At 59.8% G+C, this 23,109-nt stretch carries 30 protein-coding genes, 1 tRNA gene, 2 pseudogenes and 1 riboswitch; of the genes and pseudogenes, 16 read left to right on the forward strand and 17 right to left on the reverse strand.

Features of this window, described 5'->3' with window-relative positions:
* Nucleotides 1–14: 14 nt before the first annotated feature.
* On the reverse strand, nt 15–221 hold the full coding sequence (locus ABVQ20_RS02495) for a hypothetical protein (protein ID WP_354457916.1): 207 nt from the start codon (nt 219–221) through the stop codon (nt 15–17).
* Between the two features lie 119 nt (nt 222–340).
* Here ABVQ20_RS02495 and ABVQ20_RS02500 point away from each other — a divergent pair, with 119 nt between their 5' ends.
* A complete protein-coding gene (locus ABVQ20_RS02500) occupies nt 341–622 on the forward strand; it encodes a sunset domain-containing protein (protein ID WP_354457917.1) in 282 nt (93 codons plus the stop codon).
* Nucleotides 623–753: 131 nt separating this feature from the next.
* Complete coding sequence (locus ABVQ20_RS02505) at nt 754–1,236, forward strand: hypothetical protein (RefSeq protein WP_354457918.1); 483 nt, start codon at nt 754–756, stop codon at nt 1,234–1,236.
* Nucleotides 1,237–1,531: 295 nt separating this feature from the next.
* Here the strand turns inward: ABVQ20_RS02505 and ABVQ20_RS02510 are convergent, their stop codons facing one another.
* Nucleotides 1,532–2,758 carry a tetratricopeptide repeat protein gene (locus tag ABVQ20_RS02510; RefSeq protein WP_354457919.1) on the reverse strand — a complete coding sequence of 409 codons (1,227 nt, stop codon included), beginning with the start codon at nt 2,756–2,758 and terminating at the stop codon, nt 1,532–1,534.
* A gap of 89 nt (nt 2,759–2,847) precedes the next feature.
* Between ABVQ20_RS02510 and ABVQ20_RS02515 the strand changes: the two genes are divergently transcribed.
* The gene (locus tag ABVQ20_RS02515) at nt 2,848–3,054 is read left to right on the forward strand and encodes a helix-turn-helix domain-containing protein (RefSeq protein WP_354457920.1); all 207 of its coding nucleotides are present in this window, start codon (nt 2,848–2,850) and stop codon (nt 3,052–3,054) included.
* A 75-nt stretch (nt 3,055–3,129) separates the two neighbouring features.
* Here the strand turns inward: ABVQ20_RS02515 and ABVQ20_RS02520 are convergent.
* Together ABVQ20_RS02520 and ABVQ20_RS02525 are read right to left on the reverse strand one after the other, a co-directional pair.
* Nucleotides 3,130–3,203 (reverse strand) — tRNA-Gln (locus ABVQ20_RS02520).
* A 92-nt stretch (nt 3,204–3,295) separates the two neighbouring features.
* Nucleotides 3,296–3,589, reverse strand: a complete 294-nt coding sequence (locus ABVQ20_RS02525; RefSeq protein WP_354457921.1) for a hypothetical protein — start codon at nt 3,587–3,589, stop codon at nt 3,296–3,298.
* A 479-nt stretch (nt 3,590–4,068) separates the two neighbouring features.
* Here ABVQ20_RS02525 and ABVQ20_RS02530 point away from each other — a divergent pair, with 479 nt between their 5' ends.
* From ABVQ20_RS02530 to ABVQ20_RS02540, 3 genes are all read left to right on the forward strand, one after another.
* Nucleotides 4,069–4,599, forward strand: coding sequence for a hypothetical protein (locus ABVQ20_RS02530; RefSeq protein WP_354457922.1), 531 nt, complete (start codon nt 4,069–4,071; stop codon nt 4,597–4,599).
* Between the two features lie 192 nt (nt 4,600–4,791).
* Entirely contained in the window at nt 4,792–5,856 is a 1,065-nt protein-coding gene (locus ABVQ20_RS02535; RefSeq protein WP_354457923.1) for a PAS domain S-box protein, read from the forward strand.
* Nucleotides 5,857–6,047: 191 nt separating this feature from the next.
* Complete coding sequence (locus ABVQ20_RS02540) at nt 6,048–6,179, forward strand: hypothetical protein (protein ID WP_354457924.1); 132 nt, start codon at nt 6,048–6,050, stop codon at nt 6,177–6,179.
* A gap of 59 nt (nt 6,180–6,238) precedes the next feature.
* Here the strand turns inward: ABVQ20_RS02540 and ABVQ20_RS02545 are convergent, their stop codons facing one another.
* The 5 genes from ABVQ20_RS02545 to ABVQ20_RS02565 all read right to left on the reverse strand — a co-directional run bounded on the left by ABVQ20_RS02545 (nt 6,239) and on the right by ABVQ20_RS02565 (nt 8,317).
* Nucleotides 6,239–6,484, reverse strand: a complete 246-nt coding sequence (locus ABVQ20_RS02545) for a DUF982 domain-containing protein (RefSeq protein WP_354457925.1) — start codon at nt 6,482–6,484, stop codon at nt 6,239–6,241.
* Nucleotides 6,484–6,735, reverse strand: a complete 252-nt coding sequence (locus ABVQ20_RS02550; RefSeq protein WP_354457926.1) for a DUF982 domain-containing protein — start codon at nt 6,733–6,735, stop codon at nt 6,484–6,486. The genes ABVQ20_RS02545 and ABVQ20_RS02550 overlap by 1 nt, the downstream gene beginning before the upstream one ends.
* Before the next feature lie 69 nt (nt 6,736–6,804).
* Nucleotides 6,805–6,984, reverse strand: coding sequence for a DUF3606 domain-containing protein (locus ABVQ20_RS02555; protein WP_354457927.1), 180 nt, complete (start codon nt 6,982–6,984; stop codon nt 6,805–6,807).
* Between the two features lie 626 nt (nt 6,985–7,610).
* Nucleotides 7,611–7,802 carry a hypothetical protein gene (locus ABVQ20_RS02560; protein WP_354457928.1) on the reverse strand — a complete coding sequence of 64 codons (192 nt, stop codon included), beginning with the start codon at nt 7,800–7,802 and terminating at the stop codon, nt 7,611–7,613.
* Nucleotides 7,803–8,143: 341 nt separating this feature from the next.
* Entirely contained in the window at nt 8,144–8,317 is a 174-nt protein-coding gene (locus ABVQ20_RS02565; RefSeq protein WP_354457929.1) for a hypothetical protein, read from the reverse strand.
* Nucleotides 8,318–8,610: 293 nt separating this feature from the next.
* Between ABVQ20_RS02565 and ABVQ20_RS02570 the strand changes: the two genes are divergently transcribed.
* Nucleotides 8,611–9,423 carry a sterol desaturase family protein gene (locus tag ABVQ20_RS02570; protein WP_354457930.1) on the forward strand — a complete coding sequence of 271 codons (813 nt, stop codon included), beginning with the start codon at nt 8,611–8,613 and terminating at the stop codon, nt 9,421–9,423.
* A gap of 90 nt (nt 9,424–9,513) precedes the next feature.
* The gene (locus ABVQ20_RS02575) at nt 9,514–9,942 is read left to right on the forward strand and encodes a DoxX family protein (RefSeq protein ID WP_354457931.1); all 429 of its coding nucleotides are present in this window, start codon (nt 9,514–9,516) and stop codon (nt 9,940–9,942) included.
* Between the two features lie 75 nt (nt 9,943–10,017).
* Here the strand turns inward: ABVQ20_RS02575 and ABVQ20_RS02580 are convergent, their stop codons facing one another.
* The 4 genes from ABVQ20_RS02580 to ABVQ20_RS02595 form a co-directional block, all read right to left on the reverse strand.
* A complete protein-coding gene (locus ABVQ20_RS02580) occupies nt 10,018–10,443 on the reverse strand; it encodes a cupin domain-containing protein (RefSeq protein ID WP_354457932.1) in 426 nt (141 codons plus the stop codon).
* A gap of 167 nt (nt 10,444–10,610) precedes the next feature.
* The gene (locus ABVQ20_RS02585) at nt 10,611–11,354 is read right to left on the reverse strand and encodes a hypothetical protein (RefSeq protein WP_354457933.1); all 744 of its coding nucleotides are present in this window, start codon (nt 11,352–11,354) and stop codon (nt 10,611–10,613) included.
* A 2-nt stretch (nt 11,355–11,356) separates the two neighbouring features.
* Nucleotides 11,357–11,953, reverse strand: a complete 597-nt coding sequence (locus ABVQ20_RS02590; RefSeq protein WP_354457934.1) for a TMEM175 family protein — start codon at nt 11,951–11,953, stop codon at nt 11,357–11,359.
* Between the two features lie 101 nt (nt 11,954–12,054).
* Nucleotides 12,055–12,360: a hypothetical protein gene (locus tag ABVQ20_RS02595; RefSeq protein WP_140613187.1), complete on the reverse strand. Its 306-nt coding sequence runs from the start codon at nt 12,358–12,360 to the stop codon at nt 12,055–12,057.
* A 225-nt stretch (nt 12,361–12,585) separates the two neighbouring features.
* Between ABVQ20_RS02595 and ABVQ20_RS02600 the strand changes: the two genes are divergently transcribed.
* Nucleotides 12,586–12,954: a YbhB/YbcL family Raf kinase inhibitor-like protein gene (locus tag ABVQ20_RS02600; RefSeq protein WP_354457935.1), complete on the forward strand. Its 369-nt coding sequence runs from the start codon at nt 12,586–12,588 to the stop codon at nt 12,952–12,954.
* A gap of 27 nt (nt 12,955–12,981) precedes the next feature.
* Here ABVQ20_RS02600 and ABVQ20_RS02605 read toward each other — a convergent pair whose 3' ends face one another.
* Nucleotides 12,982–13,251: a hypothetical protein gene (locus tag ABVQ20_RS02605; RefSeq protein ID WP_354457936.1), complete on the reverse strand. Its 270-nt coding sequence runs from the start codon at nt 13,249–13,251 to the stop codon at nt 12,982–12,984.
* Between the two features lie 259 nt (nt 13,252–13,510).
* Nucleotides 13,511–13,573, forward strand: a riboswitch (Fluoride riboswitch).
* Between the two features lie 68 nt (nt 13,574–13,641).
* Here ABVQ20_RS02605 and crcB point away from each other — a divergent pair.
* Together crcB and ABVQ20_RS02615 are read left to right on the forward strand one after the other, a co-directional pair.
* Nucleotides 13,642–14,073, forward strand: coding sequence for a fluoride efflux transporter CrcB (gene crcB, locus ABVQ20_RS02610; RefSeq protein ID WP_354457937.1), 432 nt, complete (start codon nt 13,642–13,644; stop codon nt 14,071–14,073).
* Nucleotides 14,074–14,194: 121 nt separating this feature from the next.
* Nucleotides 14,195–15,811, forward strand: a complete 1,617-nt coding sequence (locus ABVQ20_RS02615; RefSeq protein ID WP_354457938.1) for an HNH endonuclease — start codon at nt 14,195–14,197, stop codon at nt 15,809–15,811.
* 171 nt (nt 15,812–15,982) lie between these two features.
* Here ABVQ20_RS02615 and ABVQ20_RS02620 read toward each other — a convergent pair whose 3' ends face one another.
* Both ABVQ20_RS02620 and ABVQ20_RS02625 read right to left on the reverse strand, forming a co-directional pair.
* The gene (locus ABVQ20_RS02620) at nt 15,983–16,930 is read right to left on the reverse strand and encodes an IS1595 family transposase (protein WP_354457939.1); all 948 of its coding nucleotides are present in this window, start codon (nt 16,928–16,930) and stop codon (nt 15,983–15,985) included.
* A 154-nt stretch (nt 16,931–17,084) separates the two neighbouring features.
* Nucleotides 17,085–17,624, reverse strand: a complete 540-nt coding sequence (locus tag ABVQ20_RS02625; RefSeq protein WP_354457940.1) for a hypothetical protein — start codon at nt 17,622–17,624, stop codon at nt 17,085–17,087.
* Nucleotides 17,625–17,664: 40 nt separating this feature from the next.
* On the opposite strand from ABVQ20_RS02625, the gene ABVQ20_RS02630 reads away from it, so the two are divergent.
* Nucleotides 17,665–17,814: a hypothetical protein gene (locus ABVQ20_RS02630; protein ID WP_354457941.1), complete on the forward strand. Its 150-nt coding sequence runs from the start codon at nt 17,665–17,667 to the stop codon at nt 17,812–17,814.
* A 402-nt stretch (nt 17,815–18,216) separates the two neighbouring features.
* Here ABVQ20_RS02630 and ABVQ20_RS02635 read toward each other — a convergent pair whose 3' ends face one another.
* A complete protein-coding gene (locus ABVQ20_RS02635; RefSeq protein WP_354457942.1) occupies nt 18,217–19,188 on the reverse strand; it encodes an IS1595 family transposase in 972 nt (323 codons plus the stop codon).
* A gap of 442 nt (nt 19,189–19,630) precedes the next feature.
* Between ABVQ20_RS02635 and ABVQ20_RS02640 the strand changes: the two genes are divergently transcribed.
* From ABVQ20_RS02640 to ABVQ20_RS40470, 4 genes and pseudogenes are all read left to right on the forward strand, one after another.
* A complete protein-coding gene (locus ABVQ20_RS02640) occupies nt 19,631–20,056 on the forward strand; it encodes a hypothetical protein (RefSeq protein ID WP_354457943.1) in 426 nt (141 codons plus the stop codon).
* Nucleotides 20,049–20,402, forward strand: a complete 354-nt coding sequence (locus ABVQ20_RS02645; protein WP_354457944.1) for a hypothetical protein — start codon at nt 20,049–20,051, stop codon at nt 20,400–20,402. Before ABVQ20_RS02640 ends, ABVQ20_RS02645 begins: the two co-directional genes overlap by 8 nt.
* Nucleotides 20,290–21,018: pseudogene (locus tag ABVQ20_RS02650) on the forward strand (terminase large subunit domain-containing protein); the annotation flags it as partial. The gene ABVQ20_RS02645 and the pseudogene ABVQ20_RS02650, both read left to right, overlap by 113 nt.
* A 427-nt stretch (nt 21,019–21,445) precedes the next feature.
* A pseudogene (locus ABVQ20_RS40470) lies at nt 21,446–22,096 on the forward strand (phage terminase large subunit family protein); the annotation flags it as partial.
* Nucleotides 22,097–23,109: the final 1,013 nt, after the last annotated feature.

The following is a 23,109-nucleotide window of genomic DNA, read 5'->3' on the forward strand; positions in this document are numbered from 1 at the left end:
CCCGTCGCAATTGCTCAATCTCTCTTCATGTCCTGGATGACATCGCGTGTGCCATAAACTGCACCGAAGTCCTGCCGTAGCTCGTCCAGTCGGCGCGTAAATTCCGTCGCCTGCTGATCGTAGGCACGATTGCGCTCACCCCATTCGCTGCGGACAGCCTGTCGAGCAAGTGCGCGTTGTCGACAATGCCGGCGATGATCGTCTTCGAGGCATTCGGTCATAGTTGCGCCAATGCCTCCGCAAGGCTGCGGGCCATAACAATTCCTTTCGGTTGGTGATTGGTTGAATTTTACCGACCGGCGAAACCGGCGATTGAGGGCTTGGTGGTATCCCTCAGCCGATGAGAGCGTTCATCCCAGCAGCGGTTCTGCTCGCCGCCGGCGGAGTTGGCTATTTTGCCGACGACCTTTTGCATGCCGCGTCGGCGGCAACCACGGCAATCGTTGCCCGGTCAAATTGCAACATCAAAGGCAACATCTCGATTGAGACCGGCGAGCACATCTATCACGTGCCCGGCCAGGAATATTATGCGCAAACTATCATCCGGCCAGAGTACGGCGAGAGATGGTTCTGCTCAGAAGCTGAGGCGCGGAAGGCCGGTTGGCGACGGTCAAAGACATAGCTCCGTCCGCCGTCTTATTGAAACTCGATACCGACACCGGATAGATTTTGTCAGGTTGGGTGACGGTAGTGACGCCGCACCCAAATTCGCTGTCGATTGCGCAGCCAGTGATCCGCAAATGGGAACAGAGAATGGACGAACGTCTCTACGCGATGTGGGTGCAGATCAATAGAACCTGCTTCGACGGACAACTCGAACCGCTGAGTGCGATCGGTTTTGAAGAATTGAGCGGTCCCAATGGCATCGGTGCCCATGGGAAATACGTTCTGCAATCGAAATGCATCATGATCGACAAGCTGTTTGAATTCAGCGAAGATGATCGGCTTGCGGGGGATGATGAGGCGCTAGCGAAAGCTGAAATCGCATGCCGCCTGATGGTTCATGAAATGATCCACCAAGCATTATATCAACATAAGAAGCCTAATCCGGGCGGCCACGGAAACTCATTTTTTGATGAGGCTCAGCGGATTGCTAATCTGACTGGTGATGACGCGCCTACGCTGGAGACCGCCAACCGGTGGCCTATCCATTCGCATTTTATGGATGCAATGGGGAGGATCATTTTAAATGCCCGTTCGGCCAATGAATCCGACGATTCCTCCGAGAAAGACTGAAGCGAGGCTCTCCAGCCGCAACTGGCTTCCGAATTCCCTCGTCCGTCGACTGTACCTGTCGTGCATGGCGCCCGCCAATTCCCGGCTATTCCCACCTGGTCGCCTATCGAAAGGCTTAATTGCGGTGGGAGAAGTGGGGAAGGGTGGCGCCAGCTGAAAATCATAATGTGATTCAATTGGTTGGGGGAAGAGTTTGGCGGATAGGGAGTGGCGAGACGACTAAGCTTTTGTTATTTTAGAACGCTTGCACTGGCTACTGCAGCATTCTCTCATGTCCTTGCCCTGTCGAAATGGGCTACAGAACCTCCCACAGCCAGTCGACGAAGCCCGAGCGCCCGCATTGTTGGTAGTTTGTCTCCAAACACCTGTTGGCAGCGTCCTTAGCACGATCTATTTCAGACTGGGACATCAACTCAACCAAGCCACGACGGGTCTCGTCGGCCTCGTTTGCAAAAGCCTCAACAAGCTCTTTTCTGTATTTCTGACTGGCGAGAGTAAGCCACATGTACCCCAGTTGGCTGTCCCTCTCAGTGAGCCGACCATTCGCGTAGTTCTCTCCGAGCGCCTTCATGGCGCCCGCATCGCCCTTGGCGGCGGCACGGCTGTACAATGTGATCGCTCGACCTTTATCCGCTTGGATACCGTCTCCTCCTGCCAGCATATCCGCTAGCGCTGTCATTGCGCTAGCTTCTGAATGTGCAGCTGCCTTCTCGAACCATTTCGCAGCCTCACCTTTGTTGACGGCCACTCCTCTCCCTTCGAAAAGGATCGAGCCCAACCTCGATTGCGCAGGCGGATACCCCTGTGTGGCGGCCCTAAGATATAGTTCAGCAGCCTTCCGATCGTTCGCCTGAAATTCCATCAGCCCTGGAACCGACTTCGAAGGAATGCCATCTGGCACTCCGACGGCGTACAACAAACCCAACTCGTATTGAGCAGTTGGTATGCCTTCATCGGCAAGTCGGGTGAGATCAGAAACGTCATTCCTATTTCCGACAGCCAATGCCGTCTGCACCTTTTTGCGGTCAGTATCTTCGCGCCAAAGTGCAGCTCTTGTAGTGGCGGTTGCCACCGCATCAGCGCTCATCTGATGAGTGAGCATGCTATAAGCGAGGCCATCCTGGGTTTTTGCTATTATCAGCCATTTCAGGGCCTCGATGTAGTCCACCGTTTCAGTAGGCCCTCCAACTGCATAGGTCACCCCAAGCATGAATTGCGCTTCGCGATAGTCGTGATCTGCGGCGCGATGCAACAGCGCCAACGCCGCCGATAGGTCTTTCGGAACGCCCTGGCCCGCGAGAAACATCTTGCCGAGATAAGTTTGCGCACGGGCATCGCCAGCGTCGGCTAGCGGCTTGATGATTGACAGCGCTGCCATGTAGTTGCCCTCCTGAGAAAGGCTCGCAGCGTGATCAAGATTCAACTTACTTTCGTCTACCTCGTCAGCACAAAACGCCGTTGAGGCAAAGGTCGCTAGTCCTAGCCCCACCAACCCATAGACCAATTTACCGTAAAGGGACATGGCCGGCCTCCTGAAGTGCGTTCGGTGTTTGGAGAGCATTATAGTGCGTCGCACTAAAGTGCACAATTCGCCACGCATGCCAGATGGACATGCGTCAGCTCGTTGCCAAGAACGTGAAGCGCTGCCGCCTTGCGGCAGGCCTGACGCAGAACGAGGTGGCAGTGAAGATGGGCGTCGATCGCGCCTATGTAAGCGGGCTGGAAATGGGGAAGAGAAACCCGACGGTCATCACTCTGTGGCAGATCTCGCAAGCGCTCGATGTAAGGCCAGTCGATCTTCTTTCGGAAGATGCCTAGGGCACCATCAACTGACGATTATTGGCCAGATGTTGGACAATCCTGCAAGGCAATCATCTAACTAGTTGATTTTATTGGTTCCCGCTCATGGGCTCGAACCACGATTCACGCCTTCAAAGGGCGCTGTCCTACCATTAGACGAAGCGGGAAAAGGCAACGTGACGTTACCCCTAGCCGGTTCGGTGGGTGGGATCAACGCGTCCGATGCATTGGCGGTGCTTTTCGGCCGACAGCAATCGGATCAATTCGGGAAATTGACCGCCGGCTCATCGCATCGATAGAGCGGGCACGGGCCGTCTCTTGTCGTGACATAGGCCGACATCGGCACTTCCGGATAGTCGCATTCGGTGCCGTATTGCCGGACATAGCGGTCATAGGTGTTCTGGCCGGTGGTAAGCACCGCCGCGTGCTGGCTCTGGATCAGCGCCTGGGTCTGTTCGCAGGTCATTTTCCGCGTGTCCGGCCGGGCATCGGCAAAACCTGTCGCGGCGATCAGAATCGCGGCGGCGCACAGCGCAATCTTGCGAATGGTCATGACGGCATCCTCACAAAACATCATCAGCTAAATTCGCACCTTGCGGTGCGGGTCCGCAACAGCCTCGCTGTCACGATGCAGCGAGCGGCGGATGCCAAAATCCGGCCACACGCTTTGGCGACAACACACCCGGCAACCAAATCGCGGGTGGCGCATTGCTGGTCATGGACAGCAGAAAACCCTATGAGACGCCGAGCTGGTGGAGTGGAAGCCAGGACCGTCAGGCGATGTGTTGCGCCCGATGCGGCAGCCGCGACCACAGCTATGAGCAGTGTCCGCAAAAGGATTTTTCGGCCGTTCCGCCCGCTAGCCCCGACGAGGCCGGGATCGAGCCCGGCTGAGAGACATTCCCGACCAGTCCATTGTTAAGGAAGTTTCCACCATGATTGGCCCATAAAGGTCGCATGGGGCATGATGCCCTGGCTCGGATTACCGGCGCGCCGTTCGATCTGGAACGCGCCCGGCCAGTGAGGCCAGGCATGTCTTCGATATTTCCCGTCAACACCACGGCCTTGCTGATCCTGCAGCAGTCCCGCCCATTGGCGAGGTCATCCGATGGCAGCGTCGATGCCGGTGCTTCGGGGCTGGTCGGCGCCGGTTCGCCCTTGACGCAGGCGCGCGCAAAGATTTCCGATGCCATGTTCAGCGTCAACAGCGTTGACCCGACGGAGATGAAGGTCAGGCTGATCGGGCGTCTGGGCGAGGAATTCGGCATCAAGCAAAGCGACTACACTTCGATGACCGCTTACGGCTGGGACATCAAAAGAGCTGTTGATCAATTGAAGGCGAAACCGGGCTCCGCGCTGGTAATCTCCGCGATCGAGAAGAGACTGGGGCTGGACAGACTGGGTGTCTCGCTCGACGATCTCGTCGATGCGACCATCGACCCGAAGAGCGACGGCGGCAAGAAGCTCGACGCGGCGCTGGCCAAACAGGCGGGTGAGTTTGCCAAGGGCAGGGGGTTCACCGGCTCGCTCCAGCCTGACGAGATCGGAATCTACGGCCACTGAGGTTCTCGCCAGGTCCTTCGCCGTCACGCCAGCCCCGCAAGGGTCAACTCCTGACAACGCCTCCTGACACGCCGGGCGAGCGCGAATACGGAATGTCGCGCGCCGATCGCAACCAAAATGGCTTGCCGCGCATTGCTTGGCATGGGTGACGAGATTTCGTGGCGGGCGCGGACCGGAGAGGCAGGCACGGGTATGACAGAATTGGCGGGCGTCGGTGGTCCGACCGTCATCCCAGCCGGCGCAAGGCTGGCGGCGATTGTCGATTCCTCCTTCGATGCCATCATCAGCAAGGATCTGAACAGCGTCATCACCAGTTGGAACGGGGCGGCGCAACGCATGTTCGGCTACACGTCCGAGGAGGCGGTGGGCCGGTCCATCCTGATGCTCATCCCCGATCATCTCAGGGACGAAGAGGTCGATATCATCAGCCGGGTCCGCCGTGGCGAGCGCGTGGCCAGCTATGAGACAGTCCGGCGGCGCAAGGACGGCAGCTTGGTTGCGGTATCGCTGACCGTCTCGCCAATCAGGAATGAAGCAGGCGAGATCGTAGGCGCGTCAAAGATCGCACGCGACATCACCGCGACCAAGGAGAGCGAGCGCCGGATCAGGCTCCTGATGCGGGAGGTGAACCATCGCGTCAAGAACCAGTTCGCGGTGATCCTGTCCATGGTCAGGGAGACAGGCAGGCGTTCAACCGACCCGCGCGAGTTCGAGGAACTGATCCGCTCCCGCATCATGGCGCTGTCGCGCTCGCACGACCTGCTGGTGAATTCGGAATGGGCGGGAGCCAGCCTGTTCGACCTCATCCAGGAGCATCTCAAGCCGTTTGGCCATGAGGAGCGGGTATCGCTGTCTGGACCGCTCATGACCCTGCAACCAAACGCCGTGCAGAATCTGGGCATGGCATTTCACGAACTTGGCACCAACTCGTCCAAGTACGGCGCTCTTGCCAGCGGCACCGGGCGGCTCGAGATCACCTGGCAGATCGCTACCCGCGTTTCGGGCGAGCGGGAAATCCAGCTGGTCTGGGACGAGACGTTTCCTGTCCATGCCGGGCAGGCCGAAAGCACGCGCAAGGGGTTTGGCACCATTGTGCTGCAGCGGGTCGCGCCGCAATCGCTGAACGGCTCGGCGGTTCTGGAGCGTTGTCCCGGCCATGTCACCTGGGCACTGTCCGCGCCGCTGGATTCGATCATCGTTCCGCAACTCGGCGTCGAGATAGCAGCCGCCGACAGCGTGCCGGCCTTCGGCCTCTGAGGTTCGGGCTTCCGAAACAGTAGGCGGCATTGGCCGTCAGGAGAAGACTAAAAGCAGGGAACCCGCCCTTAATCTTTTGGGGCTGCCACTTCAATTATCCCGAAGGATGGAATTCGCAGCGATGAGGGCGAGGAACCTCGGCGTTAACAAAACGTTTCTGCCTTAAGAGGAAGTCTGAAAAGGAATTGATCGTGAGAGATATTGCCAGGACCGCTGCAGTTCTTGCCTCGATCGCCATGGTGATCGTTTTGATGCTGATGGGTCCGAAGAATTTTGGTTTTGATTCTTCCCATCCGGTTGTTGAAGCTGGCGCGTCCAAATAGGGAGGCACAGGATTTCAGCGGCTTGGACTTGGATTGCCGAGCTCAATTGCCTGATGGCTCTATCCGGCCACCACGCTGGCATGATCGCACAGCGCGCCAAATGCTTCCTGGGCTTGGGAAGCACTCCCGTTACCATTCATCGCGGCTTCGACCATCTCGCGCGCGGCCTGATAGAAGGGGCCGCGCTTGGCATGTGGCCAATCGATCAGGATTTCGCTCGCGTCCTTGAGGGTCGAGACATGGCGAATCGTGTCCGAACCAAGCGGCTTGATCCGCAGCGGTGTGACCAGGGGCAGGTCGACCATCAGGATTTCCCGCCGTGGGACAGAAGTTCCGCCTCGCGCGCGGCATCGATCATGGCCTTCATCGCCTTCTCCGGCGGTGTCCAGCCGTCGAGTGCATCGCGGCAGCAACGCATCGCTGCCCGGTAGCGGCGGCCTTCATGTGCCGGCCAATCGCCAAGGCATTCAAGGCCTTCCCAGGCGCTGCGTACCACGCGTTCCCGTGCCGGGCCGAATTTCAACCTGACCGGGTGAGGGAAAATCTTGTCGTTCAAGGTGGTTCTCCGTCGCTTGGAACCCCGGATAACGTCACTGACCGCCCGAGGTTCCTGCCCGGACCGGTTTTAGTTCCGTGCCGCCATGTAGGAGTCGAGTTTGCGCCGCGACGGGCCATAACGCTTGATGATGGTCTTGGCTTCGCTCTGCGGGATGCCGTATTTCCGGGCGAAGGCGGCGGCTTCGTAGGGCTCTTCACCGGCCACCGGTTTGCGATCCAGGCTGGTCTTCGATTTGACGTCTGTCATGGGAAAATCCTCATATCTGCTGCCGGGAGGAGGTAGGCCTCGTTCGCCTGCCTGCATTGCCACGATGGCTCGGGACACCCGGCTGTTTGATGGTAGAGATGGGGACGGCGGGCCCGGCATGCAACGGTCAAGCCCCGCCAACGCGGTTGCCCCTACGGACTGCAGCGCCGTCTTACCGCGATCCGTAACACGTCTGCATGGCTTGCCATGCCTGTTCCGCGCCAGCTTCGTCGGTTTGCCGGCAGGTGGTGCACGGGGTGCTTTGTCCGGGGCAGCCACGCTGTTGCGTGCCGGCGGGACAGCAATGACCGTTGGAGTCGTCCCAGCGATGGCATTGGAAAACCTGGCCCGCACCGCCGCAGCCATGGCATTCCGGCGTCGTTGGCCGGACCAGAAATGAACGCGCCCCGTACTTCGCACTTACGCCCGACATATGCCCCACCCGAAAATGCCTGCCACAGCATATCAGCCCAAGCTTATATTAAAACAGCGCCGGTTACAGATAAGTTTCACAGTGCTGGAGCCCGGCAGGCCCGGTCAAACGCAATGCGGTTTCATCCGGAGTGAGGCGGCTGCTTAGCGATGCGACTGGAATCCGCTCGGTTTTCGGATGGCGTCTCGGCGCTTCAGGCCGGCTTCAGATGCATGGCCGACAGATACATGAGCGCCGAGGCGGCCTGCTTGCGGTCCCAGCCGGCGGCCTCGACCTTGTCGAGCAGCGCCTCGAGGTGAGGGGAAAGCACCTCCCGGCATTCCTTCTCATAGGCGGCGTGCATTGCCTTGTGTTGCGGCGCACTGATGGTGAGTGCCTTGGCCATGTGCGATTTCCCCTCCGTCCGAGTTCACGAATCTATAACACCCGCGCAGGAATCGGAATCGATTTCTGCGAGCCCGGCACATGGATTCAACGGCTTAGAGGCTTTCTGGCCGCTCGTTTTGTCAGCCGGCTTGCCTCGCCACAAGGGCGGGCGTCGGCTTTCACGCGGATCGTCCGCTTGCCGGCATGCTGGAACCGCTTCGGCGCAGGGCATCCGCGCGCAAGCGCATGGGCTTTGCGGCCACCCGAGGCTTGGCATCAAGATAGCCGGACTGGCGAGCACCAATGCGCCCAAAACCCGGCAAGGGGCTGCCGGGCAAAGGGCTGCTGGACAAGGCTTGGTCAGCGGTCGTCGTCGGCCAGCGTGTTCTCGATCGCTGCGATGTTGAGCTCCAGCCGTGCCACCATCTGCAGCGTGCTTGCGCTCGGCATTGTCGCCATCTCGGCCGCCGCGTAGAGGAGCTGGCGTTGTTCGGCCTTCAGGCGCGCCAGCAATGACTGCAGTTTTTGTTCCATGTCCCCATTCCTCCTTGGAGCGTCGTTGCGCGTTCAAGCGGAAGCGCAGCGTGCCCGAAGTCCCTTTGAATCATGCACCGTGCTAGCCGAAAACCGGGTCCGGTTTTCGGGCCGATGCAGCAGCCCGCGCGCGGCCTATAGGGCAGAAGGGGATCAGGCTCAAGGACGATCGCCGAAGACGCATGTCAACGATCCGTTCATCCCTGCGGATCTAGACTGGCTTCTTTCGCATGCCACGGCCGGAACTGGTGCGGTGTCGTCGCGTCCGGCCCACGTCAGACAGTGAGTGCAGGGTGTCCAATCTCATCGACTTCAAGGCGATCCTGGTCATCGCGCTGATCTTCCTGCCACTCGAACGGCTGCTGCCGCTTCACGCGGAACAGTCGCCGACGCGGCGTCACTGGCTGAACGACGTCGTCTACCTGGTCTTCAACGGCATCCTTATTAAGACCGGCCTGCTGGTGGTCATCGGCGTCGCCATGCTGGCCGCCCATCGGCTCGTGCCGGACAGCCTGACGGCGGCGATACAGTCGCAGCCGGTATGGCTGCAGGCGATCGAGGTCCTGTTGATCGCCGATACCGGTTTCTACCTGGCACATCGTACCTTTCACGCCGTGCCATTCCTGTGGCGCTTCCATTCCATCCACCACTCGATCGAGGAGATGGACTGGCTGGCCGCGCACCGGGTGCACCCCGTCGACCAGATCCTGACCAAATCGGCCTCGTTCCTGCCGGTGTTCGCGCTTGGCTTTTCCAGCTCGGCGATCCTGATCTTTACGTTGGTCTATCAGTGGCAGTCGCTGCTCATCCATTCCAACACGCGCATCAGGTTCGGTCCGCTGAAATGGCTGCTCGCCTCGCCGCAATTCCACCACTGGCATCATGCCAACCAGCGCGAGGCCTATGACAAGAATTTCGCCGGGCAGCTGCCGTTCCTGGACATGCTGGGCGGCACCCTGTTCATGCCCGACCGGATGCCGGAGAAATACGGCGTCGACGACCCTGTTCCCCACCTCTACCACCAGCAACTGGCCTATCCATTCGTGGCCAACGCGGCGGCACTTGCGCCGCGGGAACTGGCTTCCGAAACGCCCAGGGAACGCTGAGCGGACCGCTGATCCGGCAAAAAGTTTCGCGGACCTGTCGGAGTTGGCGCCAGTCGGTCGTCCTTGGGGGAACCAACGGAGGACCAAGTCATGTCATCGCAAGCCATTCAAACGCCACTGAAAACAGCAGCCATTCTCATCGGCCGCCTGATCTTCGCCGCCGTCTTCCTGATGGCGGTGTCATTCAAGTTCATGGGCATGGGCGCCACCGCCGGCTACATTGCCGCGGCGGGGTTTCCCTTTCCCCTGTTCCTGGCCTGGTGCGCGGCTCTGCTTGAATGCGCGCTGGTCGTCTGCTTCCTGACCGGCGCCTTCTTTTCGCAGGCCGCCCTGGTCGCCGCCGTCTATGTCCTGTTCCTGGGCTTTACCTTCCACGGGCCGGGACACTGGGCCGCCAACCAGGACGAGTTCGGCTTCTTCGTCGACCATTTCACCTTCCTGGCCGGGCTGCTGTTCGCCGCCGCCAACGGGCCGGGCCGCGTGCTGACGCTCAATCCGGGATGGCCGGGCAGGGCGTAGGCAGGCGAAGCCGCCGGCGCTTTGATTGGCGCCGGCCCGGCCTTGCCGGCCGGTTGGCTTCGCCAATCGGCGATGTCAGGGCGCGACGGGGATCAGGCCATAGCGCAGCATGACCTCCTTCATCTTCGCCGGGTCAGGCGCGCCGGCGCCAAGGAGTGCTGCGATCTCGCGGAAATAGCCGGGACCCAGAACACCCGGCGTGAGCAGGCAGAGGCAGGTCGCCGGCGCCTGCGTCTTGTTGGTGAAGCCATGCACCACACCGCGCCTGATGAAGGCGGATTGTCCCGGGCCAATGGCGATGTCCTGACCGTCGATGTGGAAATTGATGGTGCCGTCCAGCCCGTAGACGGCCTCGTCCCAGCTCTCGTGATAATGGGGGACCGGCATGCGGGCGTTGGGCTGCGCCGTCATCTCGAACATGTCGATGCTGCCGCCGGTAGTCTCCCTGGACTGCAGGAACCGCAATTCCAGCCCGCCGATGCGTATCGTTTCCGTTGCCATGTTCCGCTCCCTCGGCCGGCGCATGCGGCGCAGGCGAGGGGATCATCCTCCCGGCGTGGGAAAAGGCCAAGCGCTATCTGTGTTCGAAAATGCCTGGCCCCATCGCCGCGACTGAGCACGGAGCGAAAACCGTGGCCGGAGTTGCGCCGCCGAAACAGGCTGGATGGCTACCGTCGGCGAGCCTCGCATGCGGCCAGGATGGACAACGCCTCGTCGAGCTTCCATTCCTCAACCGGAGCCGGTGGGCCGCTTGCCGACGAAAGCAATTTGAAGGCTGCCTCGCCGAGCAGCCATTGCCGCATGGTTTCAATTGTCTGTTCATCGACATAGCTCCAGAAGCCTCGGCGGTCTGGATTGTCCTTGAATAGCGACGCTCCGTACATGGTGACGAAATGCACCGCCTGCAGGCCGGCATTGGGCGAGGGCACTGCCGGCCATGCTTCAAGTGCGGCCGGCAAGTCCTGACCGAGGATGGCAATGGCGCAAAGCCAACTGTGCGGATCAACCTCGTCAGGATGCTGCTGGACGGCGTGTCGCCACGCCGCCGCGAACAGGGTGCGGATAGGCTCTTGCTCCGAGGCCGGCCATTGCAACCATTGAGCCCTTCCGAGCTTATGGGCAACTATCGGGGGGTCGATACCAAGCTGTGGTGGATCGTTGATGGCCAGTTCCAGAATGCGCGGCAGGAAGTGCTTGTAGTCGTCGACGCCGCCAACCGTGGTCAGGGCATAGCCGGCGTAAGGTCCGATCTGCTCGTCGGTGAGTTGGCGCAGGGGCGCCGAGGTCAGCGTTTTCAGGATTTCGACCGGGTCGCGAAGCGGCGAGGCGTGCAGGGCACGCGGCCTTGGATAGTCTGCAAACGCTTCGTAGCAATCGTCGATCAGGCGCTGAAGTTCGGCGTCGGGCTCCATACCTATTGCCGCCCCAACCGGTTGGAGAGCAGGCTCAGCGGCCAGATCAGGATGTAGGCGATGGAGGCATCGCCTGGCCGCACGAAGGCGACCGCCACGCTGGCCAGCGCGCTGACGCCGATGATCAGCGCCGGTCGCCAGCCGATGTCGTGGCCCTCGGCCTTGCCGTCCGAGAACAACGCGGGGTGAGCCCTCAAGTGCAGGTTGCGCAACACGGCCACCAGCTGGATGGCGGTGATGTTGACGGCATAGACGATGTGCGACTGCAGCAGATCGCCATGCTCGCCGATGAACGTGGTGGTGAACGGCACGACGCTGGTCACCAGCAGCCAGAGCACCACCAACCTGAACAGCCGCCCGTCAATATGCCCGACCTGGCGGAAGTCCCTGACATGGCGCTGCCAGCAGAGCGCCAGTATCAGGAAGCTCACCACCCAGGAGACGATGGTTGGCCGCAGCGTGGCGAGCGCGCCGAACAGATCGCCATGGATATCGTCGGGCAGCTTCAGCCCGAAGACGAGCAGCGTCATGGTGATGGCGAGAATGCCATCGACGAGTGCGTCCAGGCGATTGCGGGGGAGGTAGGACGGTGCCGGCATTTTCCGGTTATACGCGAGGGCGTATAAATTTGGATATATGCGACGCTCCCCGGTCGTGAGACCAGGGCCGGCTTCAAATGCCCGAAAGCTGCCCCCGGGCTTCACATCTGGTCGTTGTAGGCCTCTTTCATCTGGCCGACCATTCGCGCCAGTTTTGAAAATGACGGAATGTCGGCTTCCGGCTGGCATTGATTGGCCAGCTCCAGCAGCCGGATCGGGAAATTGACGGCGTCGCGGCTCGACGACGACATGCCTTCGGAGCGTTCTTCGCTGGTCTCGCTGGCTTCGGCCTTCCGCAAGGCGATGTCGATTTCCTCGGCCGAGAGTACGCCTTTGCGCACAAGCGCGTGGTTGATGGCCGCGATGGCCATCAGCAGGCCTTCGATTTGCAGGTTGGCGACGTTCATGGCTTTGCTCCCATTGATCGTTCCAAACGCGCGAAGGCCGGTTCCGATCCGGATGACAGCGTGCGGGTGCCTGCCAAGGCTGGAGATCCGCAAGGCGCGCCGTGCATGAACTGATTCACGCGGCGTGCCTAAGCTCTTGTTTTCATGCAAATGTGGCCGCGATGCCTTGCGTGCTAAAAGCGACTATAATCGCCTTGGGCTGGGTTCCGAAGCAGGGAGGTTGCGTTGCGCCTTGTACTGGCTTTTGGTTTTGCCGCGGCGATGACGACGGCCGCGTCCGCCGGCATGATGATGAATTTCGAATGGGGGCCGACGGCCAAGTGCTTCGATCCGAAATCGCCGCCGATCACGCTGTCCGGTGTTCCCGCCGGGACGAAGACGCTGGCGTTCAACATGATCGATCTCGATGCGCCGAGCTTCAAGCATGGCGGTGGCACGGTGGCCTTCGGCGGCCAGAAAAACCTGCCCTATGGCGCCTTCAGCTATCGCGGACCATGCCCGCCCAGGCCGCATACCTACGAGATCTCGGTGCGGGCGCTCGATGCCGGCGGCAAAGCCCTCGCCACGGCCAAGGCGCGAAGACGTTTTCCCTGACACCGCCAGACATGGGAGGGTAAGGGTCTACGCCTCGCGCCACCGTTCGCCATACTCGCGCCACAGCATCTTCGCTTCCAGGCTGCCGAGGCGCGGGGTGGGCGGATCGCCATAGGCAATGACGGCGGCGCTGATGTCGTAGTGGGGGTAGGCGGAAGCGACGAGCTGTATGGCCTCGCCGAGCGAGCGTGGCCGGAAGATGGGGTCGGCTTGCCCCTGGCCAATGCTGCGGACGCCGGAAACCGTTGCCGGCGCATGCCGCATCCTGAAGACGGATGCCATGGCTGGTTTGTCCATGTCCTCTCCGAGTCCCCCTGGAGAGAATGATTTCACAAGCGCCGACTAATATCCAGCCCGTGCGAAAGGCCGCTTCCGACGCCGGCCGAAGAGGTTGAGCTGGTTGCCGTGTGAGGGCAATTGTGCTATTGTTTTGGGTGTGGTGCTGATTTGCGTCATGACCTTCCAGACCCGCCGTCGAGGCGGGTTTTTTGTTTTCTACCCCATTCGCTCCCGCCAAAACTGCCGGCTTGTCGAAGCGGCGGATGTCTGGCATCCTGATCGCGATGGGAATGGAGTTCTCCCGAAACCGCCGATAATGGCTGATGACTCCTGCCGCGAAACCGCGGTGGGAGTCTGTCGATCCCGCCGCAATGGCGGGCTTCGTGCTCGCCTCTGAGAGGATCGAGCATGTCGTTTGCGAATTGTCTCCTGGTCATGGTCGGTGGTGCGCTGGGCACGCTGGCGCGCTATCTCGTCTCCACCTGGGCGCTGCCGGTGAGCAGCCAATTGCCCTGGGGCACGATCATCATCAACATCAGCGGCTCGCTGCTGATCGGGTTCTTCGGCACGCTGACCCTTGCCAGCGGCCGCTATCCGGCGCCCGAAAGCCTGCGCCTGTTCGTGATGATCGGCCTGTGCGGCGGCTACACCACGTTCTCCTCGTTCAGCCTGCAGACGCTGGATCTGATGCGCGCCGGCGGGTTCGGCCGGGCGGCGCTCAACATCGGCCTGTCGGTGGTGCTGTGCGTGGGCGCCGTGGCGCTCGGCCATGTCATCGCCGCGCGCATCAATGGCGGTGCTGCGCAGATCGCGCAGGTCGGGACTAAGGAAGAGGCTTAGGAGTGAGGTTCCGAACAATCTAGGAATATTTTCAGCATATTATACTTTGCGTACCCACTATGCCGATAGCGCGAGGTGAGATATGACTCACCACGGGAAAATCGGATGGGGGGCGGATGGAATGGCTGCGAACGGCGTAAACTTGGACGCGCTGATCCCGCGGGCAGATTTGTCTGTTGGTGATGGAGTGGTAGCCGGCGAAACGGGTCCTACGCAACTTACCTACTCGCATTTCAAGGAGGATGATTTCTTCGCTAAATTCTTGCGCAAGCCAGAATTCCAGCGAGAAACAGTCCATTGGTCCCCTAAGAAAATCTACGACTTGGTGGCCGACTTCTTGGACCGGCGACTAGTCCCTGCCGTCATCCTTTGGCGTGCTGGCCAGTTCAATTTCGTGGTCGATGGAGCGCACCGCATCTCTGCCCTTATGGCTTGGATATATGATGATTATGGAGATGGTGATCGATCAAAGGAGCTTTTCGGGCCGCGCCTGCCACCGGAACAGGTGGCGCTAGCTGGGAAAACACGGACGCTGATCGATAAAAACATCGGTAAATTCAAACTCTACCAAGCTGGGTTGACTTACCCAAGTGTCGTTACCGATTCCCAGACAGCTCGGATGAGCAACCTAACTATCGCGTTCTTTGTAGCTCAGTGGGTTCCCGCAACCAGCGCAAAGGCGGCTGAAGAATCGTTCTTTACAATCAACGACGCGGCAACACCGCTAGACAAGACAGAAAAACGGATCATTCGTTCACGAGAATCCGCGGCTGCAATCTCGTCTCGGGCAATCGCACACGGCGGCAGCGGATATTCTTACTGGAAGAAATTCCCCGATGGCGTGCAGAAGACCATTATTGACACGTCCAAGGACATTTACACGGCACTCTATAGGCCGCCTATGCTGGAGGGTCCGGTTGACACGCTGGATGTTCCGGTCGCCGGTCGCGGCTACAGCGTGCTGCCTTTTGTCTTTGATCTAGTGAACCAGGTTAATGCGACTAAGGTCGCGGATTCCACTGGGGCAAAGATAAAGGATCGTTTAGAGCCAGACGCCGAAGGCGCCGATACCGCAAAGTATCTCCGGCGCGTGTGGAGAACCGTATCCCGCCTTACGAGCAAAGAACCTACATCTCTGGGTATGCATCCGGTGGTCTACTATTACACCCGCGGCGGCGCATTTTCCCCGTGGGCCTTCCTCGCGTGGTCGCAGATAATCGACCGCATCTTTGCTGAGGGGAAAGTGAACCGGTTTTGCGACGTACGCAGCGAGATGGAACGTTTTTTAATAGCCCACAAATGGGTAATGACGGAAATCATCCACAAGAATGGTAGCGGTGACCGTAGCATACCATGGCTCGACCGTTACTGGTCTCTTGCTTTGCAGTCATTCATGGACGGGAAAACTTATGACGAGGTGATCCAGACAATGAGTGATCACAAAGACTTTGGTCTTTTGCGAACTAAGGATCCAATGATCCGCATGGCAGCGGCAGACAAAAAGCCCGGCACGGGCAAATTCGCTGCCAAAACCACGACCGCGGCGATATGGGATGCGGCCCTCCCCGGGGCTCCTAGGTGTCCATACTGTTCTGGACTATGGCATCGGAATTCATTTCATGGCGATCACGTTAGCCCTAAAAGGGAGGGGGGTGACAATCGCCAATCCAATGAAGCGATAGCGCATCCTTATTGTGATGCAACTTATAAGGACTACAAGGCAGCTAGGGCCGCTTAGGGATAACCTTGGCAATTGCGCGGTCAAATGCCCTGCCGCTTTCGTCCGCCTCAAGTTCCCGAGCGGCTTCCTTGAACCGCTCGGATTGCTCTTTCTGACTAAGTTTTTCCGCCCTTTTGCCGCTTGGCTTTCGGACGGTATTTGGAGGGTCGCCAGACGCCATAGGGTGCCTCACCTTGCACTAGTCGTTTCATAGGTCAGGCGCTTGCCGACAACGCCGTCAAGGATGCGACCGGCCCGCGCTTCATCGTTCACGCCAAGGGCTACGCGTGCATTGTGGCGGAAGTCAAATTCCGCAAGATAGCGGTGAAGGTGCTTTTCGGCGCAGTGCTGGTAGGTGCCGCGCATACCGCGCTTGAAGATGCTGAAATAGCTTTCGATGGTGTTCGAATGCACCTCGCCACGGACGTACTCCTTGGCTGAATGCTTGACCGACTGGTGATCGGCAAAGTGATCACCCATGCCGCCGTACAGCTTGCTCTCGTCGGTGTAGAGGATGCTTTCGCGGGCGATATTGTCAGTCACCAGTTCGGCCACGTTGACCTTGGTCGCCTGCACAACATGGAAGGTGCGAACCGAGCCGCCACGCTCGATAAGGCCAAGGATGGCGCGCTTGTTGCTGGTGCCAGCCTTGCGCTTCAAGAGCGGGCGACCCTTGCGCTGTGGCGAAGGCGATTGATCAGTTGCCTTGCCGAGATAAGTCTCGTCGGCCTCGACGACCATACCGCTGCCACCAAGCGGACCAAGCTTGCCGTCGCGCATGGCTTCACGGATGCGATGCGAGATGAACCAAGCGGTTTTCAGGGTCACGCCAAGGGTGCGGTGAAGCTGGTTGCTCGAAATGCCCTTCTTTGACGAGGCGATAAGGAAGATCGCCTGTAGCCAATGGTTGAGCTTGACGTGGCTGGCTTCGAAGATGGTGCCGATCTTCACGGTGAAGGGCTTGCGGCACTGGTAGCACTTGTAGGTGCCAATGCGGGTGCTCTTGCCTTCCATCTTCGAAATGCGCTCGACGCCGCCGCAATGCGGGCAAGTGGGACCGTTCGGCCAAATCCTGGCTTCTACAAACTTGTAGGCCTCGGCCTCGTCGTGAAAGTGGCGGTCTGAAAGCACGGACATCGGTCTAACTCCTTATGGAATCAACCTATTCCGATTGTGTGGGTACGTCAAGTATAATATGCGGAATATTTTCCTAATTATATACGTGACAAAGTAAGCTCCATGTGCGATAGTGAAAAGCGACAGGCCGGCAAAGGGTTACACGGAATCGAGATCACGCCCGACCTGCATCGGGTGGGCGTGTCTTTGCTTCTATCCTCTGGATTGCTAAAGCCCGAAGCTGAGGGACGAGTGCGGGTTCTGGCTGATCTGGTGGAGGCGATCCTGTGTGGCGAAAAAAGGCCCTAACGGCAAACCATCCAACTGCCATGTGTAGGTCTATGAATTTCTTGGATCGCTCCTGGATGTCTAGGAGGGTAAGCGTTTTACCGGTTCCGGTCGCGAATTTTGTCCAGTTAGAAAACGGCGTTATGCCGATGCAGGCATCGCCAGCATCATCGTACTTCGCCGAGAAATGCGCCAACTCGTGTCGCTTCTTGTAGGACTTGGAGAGTTTTGCAGAGAGCTGCGTCCACATGGTGGACTCGATCTCATCGATTTCCTCCAAGGACATCAGGCTGTCGCAAATCGCCAGCCGCGTGTCGAAACTGATGATCACGTCAAAAATGGTATATGCTCTACGCTGGTTTTTGATATCGGCCGCAGCAGCAAACAAATTTGCGAGTTGAAATTCTACCAACGACCAATTTGACAATGCGGCTCCTACACTTCGCAGCGGATCAGAGTTTGAAACCATGAGAGACACCGATCAAAAAGAAGATGAAGCCAAATTCAATGAGACGCTGAAGCGGATGCTCAAGACGCCGCCGAAGCCGCACGAAGCGCATCCTAAGCCGAGTCGAGAAAATAAATCTCCCAAAACGGAACAGAAGGGGGACGACTAGGTTTGCAAATATTAGCGAATCCGGCCACGATTCGTTTGTAAAAAAAGACCCCGCCGAAGCGGGGCTTGGAGTTGAAGTCTTCTACCAATCACATCGTCGGGTATGACCGACAATGTTCTCGGACGAATTCCAATCGTCCGAACCGTACGCGCCAGTAAAAGATGACGTGTACAGCTTTCGGCCACGAGCATGTCACCATGTTCGTTTCTCCTTTGCGCGGAGTATGCCCGCGCTGCTCGGTGCACCATGCACCGCTGGCAAAGCGCCGGTGCATCGAGCCAAAGGAGGCCGACTCAGTATTTATTTGATTCGCGGTCGCCTAGCGACCCTCACAAGCCCTGTTACCCGCTTTCCACAGGCGGCTTTTTCTTGCGTAACAAAAGTAGCTTGCGCGCCTTCTGCTTAGGCGTGACCGGTTTCACCAATCCGCCGATAGGTAAGGCGCTTGCCTTCGATCATTGCAAGCAACTGGTCATGGCGTTCGGTGTCAGTCACCTTAAGCGCGGTGCGGCGATTGTAGCGGAAATCGAACTCGGCCAAGTAGCGGTGCAAATGAGCCTCGCCGCAATGCTGATAAACGCCAACCATGCCGCGCTTGAACACTGAGAACACGTTCTCAATCGTGTTCGAATGGATCGACACGCCGTCCTCATAGCGAACATATTCGCCAGCGGAATGATTGGTCGTCTTGTGTGAGGCGTACTCCTCGCCGGTCACGGTGTAGAGCTTGGACTGGTCGGTGTAGAGCGTCGAAGCGCGGTCGGCATTGCGCACCAGGATATCGCGCACAACGGCCTTGGTGGCGTGCTGGACGTGAACCATGCGGGCTTTGCCGCCACGCTCGACAAGGCCGATAACGGTGCGCTTCGGCTTCATCTTGCGCTTCAAGCGCGGCTGGCCCTTACGCTGGGGCGAAAGGTAGTCGCGATCAACGCGGCCAATGTAGGTTTCGTCGGCTTCGACAGTCTTGCCTTCTCCACCAAGCGGACCAGCCGACTTCACGTCTTCCGCCATGGCTTCGCGAATGCGGTGCGCCATAAACCAAGCGGTCTTGTAGGTGACGCCAAGCATACGGTGCAGCTGGTGCGCGGACATGCCCTTCTTTGACGAAGCCATGAGGAACGTCGCCAGAAGCCACTTGTTCAAGGCGATCTTGGAGCGCTCGAACACGGTGCCTACAGTGACGGTGAACTGTTCGCGGCATTCCATGCAGTTGTACAGGCCGGGGCGGTGAGCCTTGCCTTCCATCTTGGTGATACGGTCGGGATTAGCGTTGCCACAATGCGGGCAGTTCGGACCATGCGGCCAACGCTGCGCTTCCAAATGGATGCGGGCTGCGTCGGCGTCTTGCAAGATTGGGCTGTCGAGTTTCATGGCTAGGTGCTCCCTGCCATGTTTGTAGCAAACGGCCCATGCTTTGTCACGTATATAATTAGGAATATTTTCTTAGAAGGTCGTTGACCGGGTGAGGGCAGCGGTGCTATATTTTTGTCCATGGTGCTGATTTGCGCCGATAACCCGCTGCAGAGGCGGGTTTTGTGTTTCTGGTGACCATAAGACGAACGGGCCGACAATGGACGCTGGCGCTCTACGGCGCCCCCCCTCTGTCCTGCCGGACATCTCCCCCACGAGTGGGGAGATCAGCTGCAATTCTGGCTTTTGCCAATCGCAAACATTGGCAGCCTGGCAGAGCGGCGAGGCTGCCAATCTCCCCACCTGTGAGGGAGATGTCCGGCAGGACAGAGGGGGGCGCCGTAGAGCGCCAGCGTTCCTCGGTCAGGCCGCTGACCACTCCGCAACATCCGCGAGAAATCCCATGCCCACACGCTATGCCGCCATCATTACCGACGATGACGGCCGTGAGGTCGTTAGCGGCATCGGCCAGTTCGAGGGTGCTGCGCCCGATCTGCCGGCGGGACGCGCCGAGGCGGTTGGCCCGGGCGTGCTGATCGGCATGGTGCGAGGCGGTCCGGTCGATGCCGCCGGCGGGTTCGGTTTTCCGCTGGGCTCGACTGGCGTCAATGGCCGCGCCATTGCGCTTGCCATGCTGGAGAAGGTTCGCTCCGAGGCGAATAAGCGAGAGGCCTTGCCGGCCGTGAGCCTGGCATCTGCCACGCAAGAGCCGGAGCCAGCCAGACGCGGCAAGGCAAAGCCGGTTCGCGTCAAGGCAGCCAAGGGCAAGAAGGCCCGCAAGCGACGGGCAGGGGCGGCCAAACCGGCCGAACGGCCGGCGCATGACTGATACCGGCAGCGACGAAACGCGCCGCAAGCCCGCTGCGAAAGCCCGTCCCAAGCGGACCAAGAAGACGCTGGGCGACGATTTCCTGGCCGCCGTGCGCGCCGATTTCCGGGCGTATGGCGCCGGTGTCATCGCCGAGGTGCGGGCCGACAAGCCCGACCAGTATCTGAAGATCGTGCTTTCGGTGCTGCCCAAGGATTTTGATGTTTCGATCAACCAACTGGACGGGCTGAGCGATGAGGAGATCCGCATCCGCATCCGCAGTCTCGAGACCGTCCTCAGGCCGTTCCTCGAAGGGCGTGCCGATCGCGGCCAAGACGGAATATCTGGCGCTGCTGGCGGAGCTTGACCGCAGGCGCCGTACCAACCAACTGGCTGTTTACAGGCCGTATCAACGCCAGGCCGAGTTTCATGCCGCCGGCGCCACAAACCGCGAACGCTTGTTCATGGCCGGCAACCAGCTTGGCAAGACCAGGGCAGGGGGCGCCGAATGGGCGATGCATCTGACCGGCCGCTATCCCGACTGGTGGCAGGGCAAGGTTTTTGACAATGCTGTTCGGCTGTGGGCTGCCGGCGTGACCGGCGAGGGCACGCGCGACAACCCGCAGCGCGTGCTGATGGGCCCGCCGCAGCAGCAGGCGGCCTGGGGTACGGGCATGATCCCCGGTGATGCCATCTTAAACACCATCATGGGGCGTGGCGCGCCCGGTGCGCTGGACAGCGTCGTGGTGCGCCATGGCGGCGGCGGCGATGTGCAGGCCGATGAGAGCGTGCTGTCGTTCAAGAGCTACGAAAAGGGCCGCGAGAAATGGCAGGGCGAAACCCTGCATGGCGTGTGGTTCGACGAGGAGCCGCCGCTGGACATCTATTCCGAAGGCCTGACCCGCACCAACGCCACCGGCGGCATCACAATCGTCACCTTCACGCCGCTGCTCGGCATGTCCGACGTGGTGCTGCTGTTCCTGTCGGCTGGCGAGGTGGAGAAGATGGGGAAGGGCTAGCTATGGGTACTTGCTACCTGCAAGCTGTCTGGCGCGGCCCTCGGTAGTCGGCGATTTACGGGTGAGCGGGGTACAAATGACCGCCATTTGCCCTGAAATACGATCAAGATACTGCAGACAAGATTTATTGGGTGTGTCTGGGATACAAACTCTAACGTTCACAGGCACAAGCTTTCCGCCGGGGATTGCCCCGTACTCGGTATGGTTTGTGCATGTTGTTCTTGCACTCGAATAAGGCACATTCGCTTGGCTAGTGCATGCGGTTGCGCTGGCAGCGATTGCTACAATGATTGCTATGCGGATCATGTATCCCCCCAAGTCCTTCGCCAACTTCGCACCCACCCCCGTCGTTATCAACTCTGGAGCTTGATTGGAGCACACAAGAATGAGCCGGCACGTCACCTTCATGACCATCGATGATGCCGAGCACTATACGCCGCGGGAGCGCGCGGCGATCGTTGCCGCCTATCCCGCGCATGAGCGCGAGGCACGGGCGGCGGGCATTCCGGTGCTGGGCTCGGGCCGCATCTTTCCGGTGGCCGAGGAGCGGATCGTCTGCGAGCCGTTCCGGCTGCCGCGTTACTGGCCCAGGCTCGGCGCGCTCGATTTCGGTTGGGATCATCCGTCCGCCGCCGTCGAGCTCGCCTGGGATACGGAGGCCGATGTCGTCTGTGTCTCGAAAACCAGCCGCGCCTCGCAGCAGACGCCGGCCATGCAGGCGCTGACGCTGAAGCCGTGGGGCGAATGGCTGCCCTGGGCATGGCCGCGCGACGGCCGCCGCGAGACGCTGGAAGGGGCGGGCGTGGCGCTGGCAAAGCAATATGCCGCGCATGGGCTGAACATGCTCTCCGGCCATGCCCGCTTCGCCGACGGCTCCGTCTCGGTGGAGGCCGGGCTGATGGAGATGCTGGACCGCATGCAATCCGGCCGCTTCAAGGTTTTCTCGACGCTGACCGAGTGGTTCGAGGAGTTCAGGCTCTATCATCGCAAGGACGGCCAGGTGGTAAAACTGCGCGACGACCTGATGGCGGCGACACGCTACCGCAAGCTGAACCTGGCCTGCATCAGCGGCGCCGGCACGCTGCCGACGACTGCCAACGGCATCTGGCTGATGTTCGACCGCGCGGGTGACAAGGGCGCGGATGGAACTGGAGCGGGTGACGTAGTAGGTCCAGCAACTTCGGCGAACAACGGTTTCGCGCGGTTCAACGGGACATCTGGCAAGATCATCAAGGACGGGGGCGCTACTGTCGACACTATCGACATCGCGGACAAGGCTGTTTCCAATACCAAAATGGCGGACATGGCGACAGCTCGGGTCAAGGGGCGTGCCACTGCGGCAACTGGTGCAGCCGAGGATCTGACCCTTACGCAGGTGCTCGACATGGTCGGGTCTGCTGCCCAGGGCGACATTCTGTATCGTGGTGCGACGAGTTGGCAAAGGCTGGTAGCCGGAACGTCTCTTCAGGCAATGCGGATGAACGCTGGTGCGACCGCGCCGGAATGGGCCGCGCCACCGGGCGGTCGCGAAGTCCTGATCGCCGCCCGGATCTACTACGTTCGCACTGATGGCAGTGACAGCAACAACGGGCTTGCCAACACTGTAGGAGGCGCTTTCCTGACGATAGCCAAGGCTGTGGCGGTGGCTCAGTCTCTCGACAATAATGGCTTTGCCATTACTGTTTCCGTCGCTGATGGCACCTATACGGCCGGAGCGTCCGCCAACAGCCCTCTCGTGGGCAACGGACTGATTTCGATTATCGGCAACGTGGCCACGCCCGCCAACTGCGTGATCAACGCAACTTCAGCCAATGTCTTCTCCGCTAGTTACGGCGCCACCATCACGGTCAAGGGCTTCAAGTGCACCACGACGACGGTCGGATCGATCCTGTACGCTCTCTATGGCGGAACAATTACATTCGACAGAATGGATTTTGGGTCTTGCGCGGGGCCGCACATCACGGCCTCGGATCGCGGCGAGGTGCTGTCAACGCTTTTAGGCGGTTATACGATCAGCGGCAGCGCCCTCAGTCACGTTCACGCCTACCAGTTCGG

Origin of the sequence: Mesorhizobium shangrilense, assembly GCF_040537815.1 — a bacterium.
Lineage (GTDB): Bacteria > Pseudomonadota > Alphaproteobacteria > Rhizobiales > Rhizobiaceae > Mesorhizobium > Mesorhizobium shangrilense.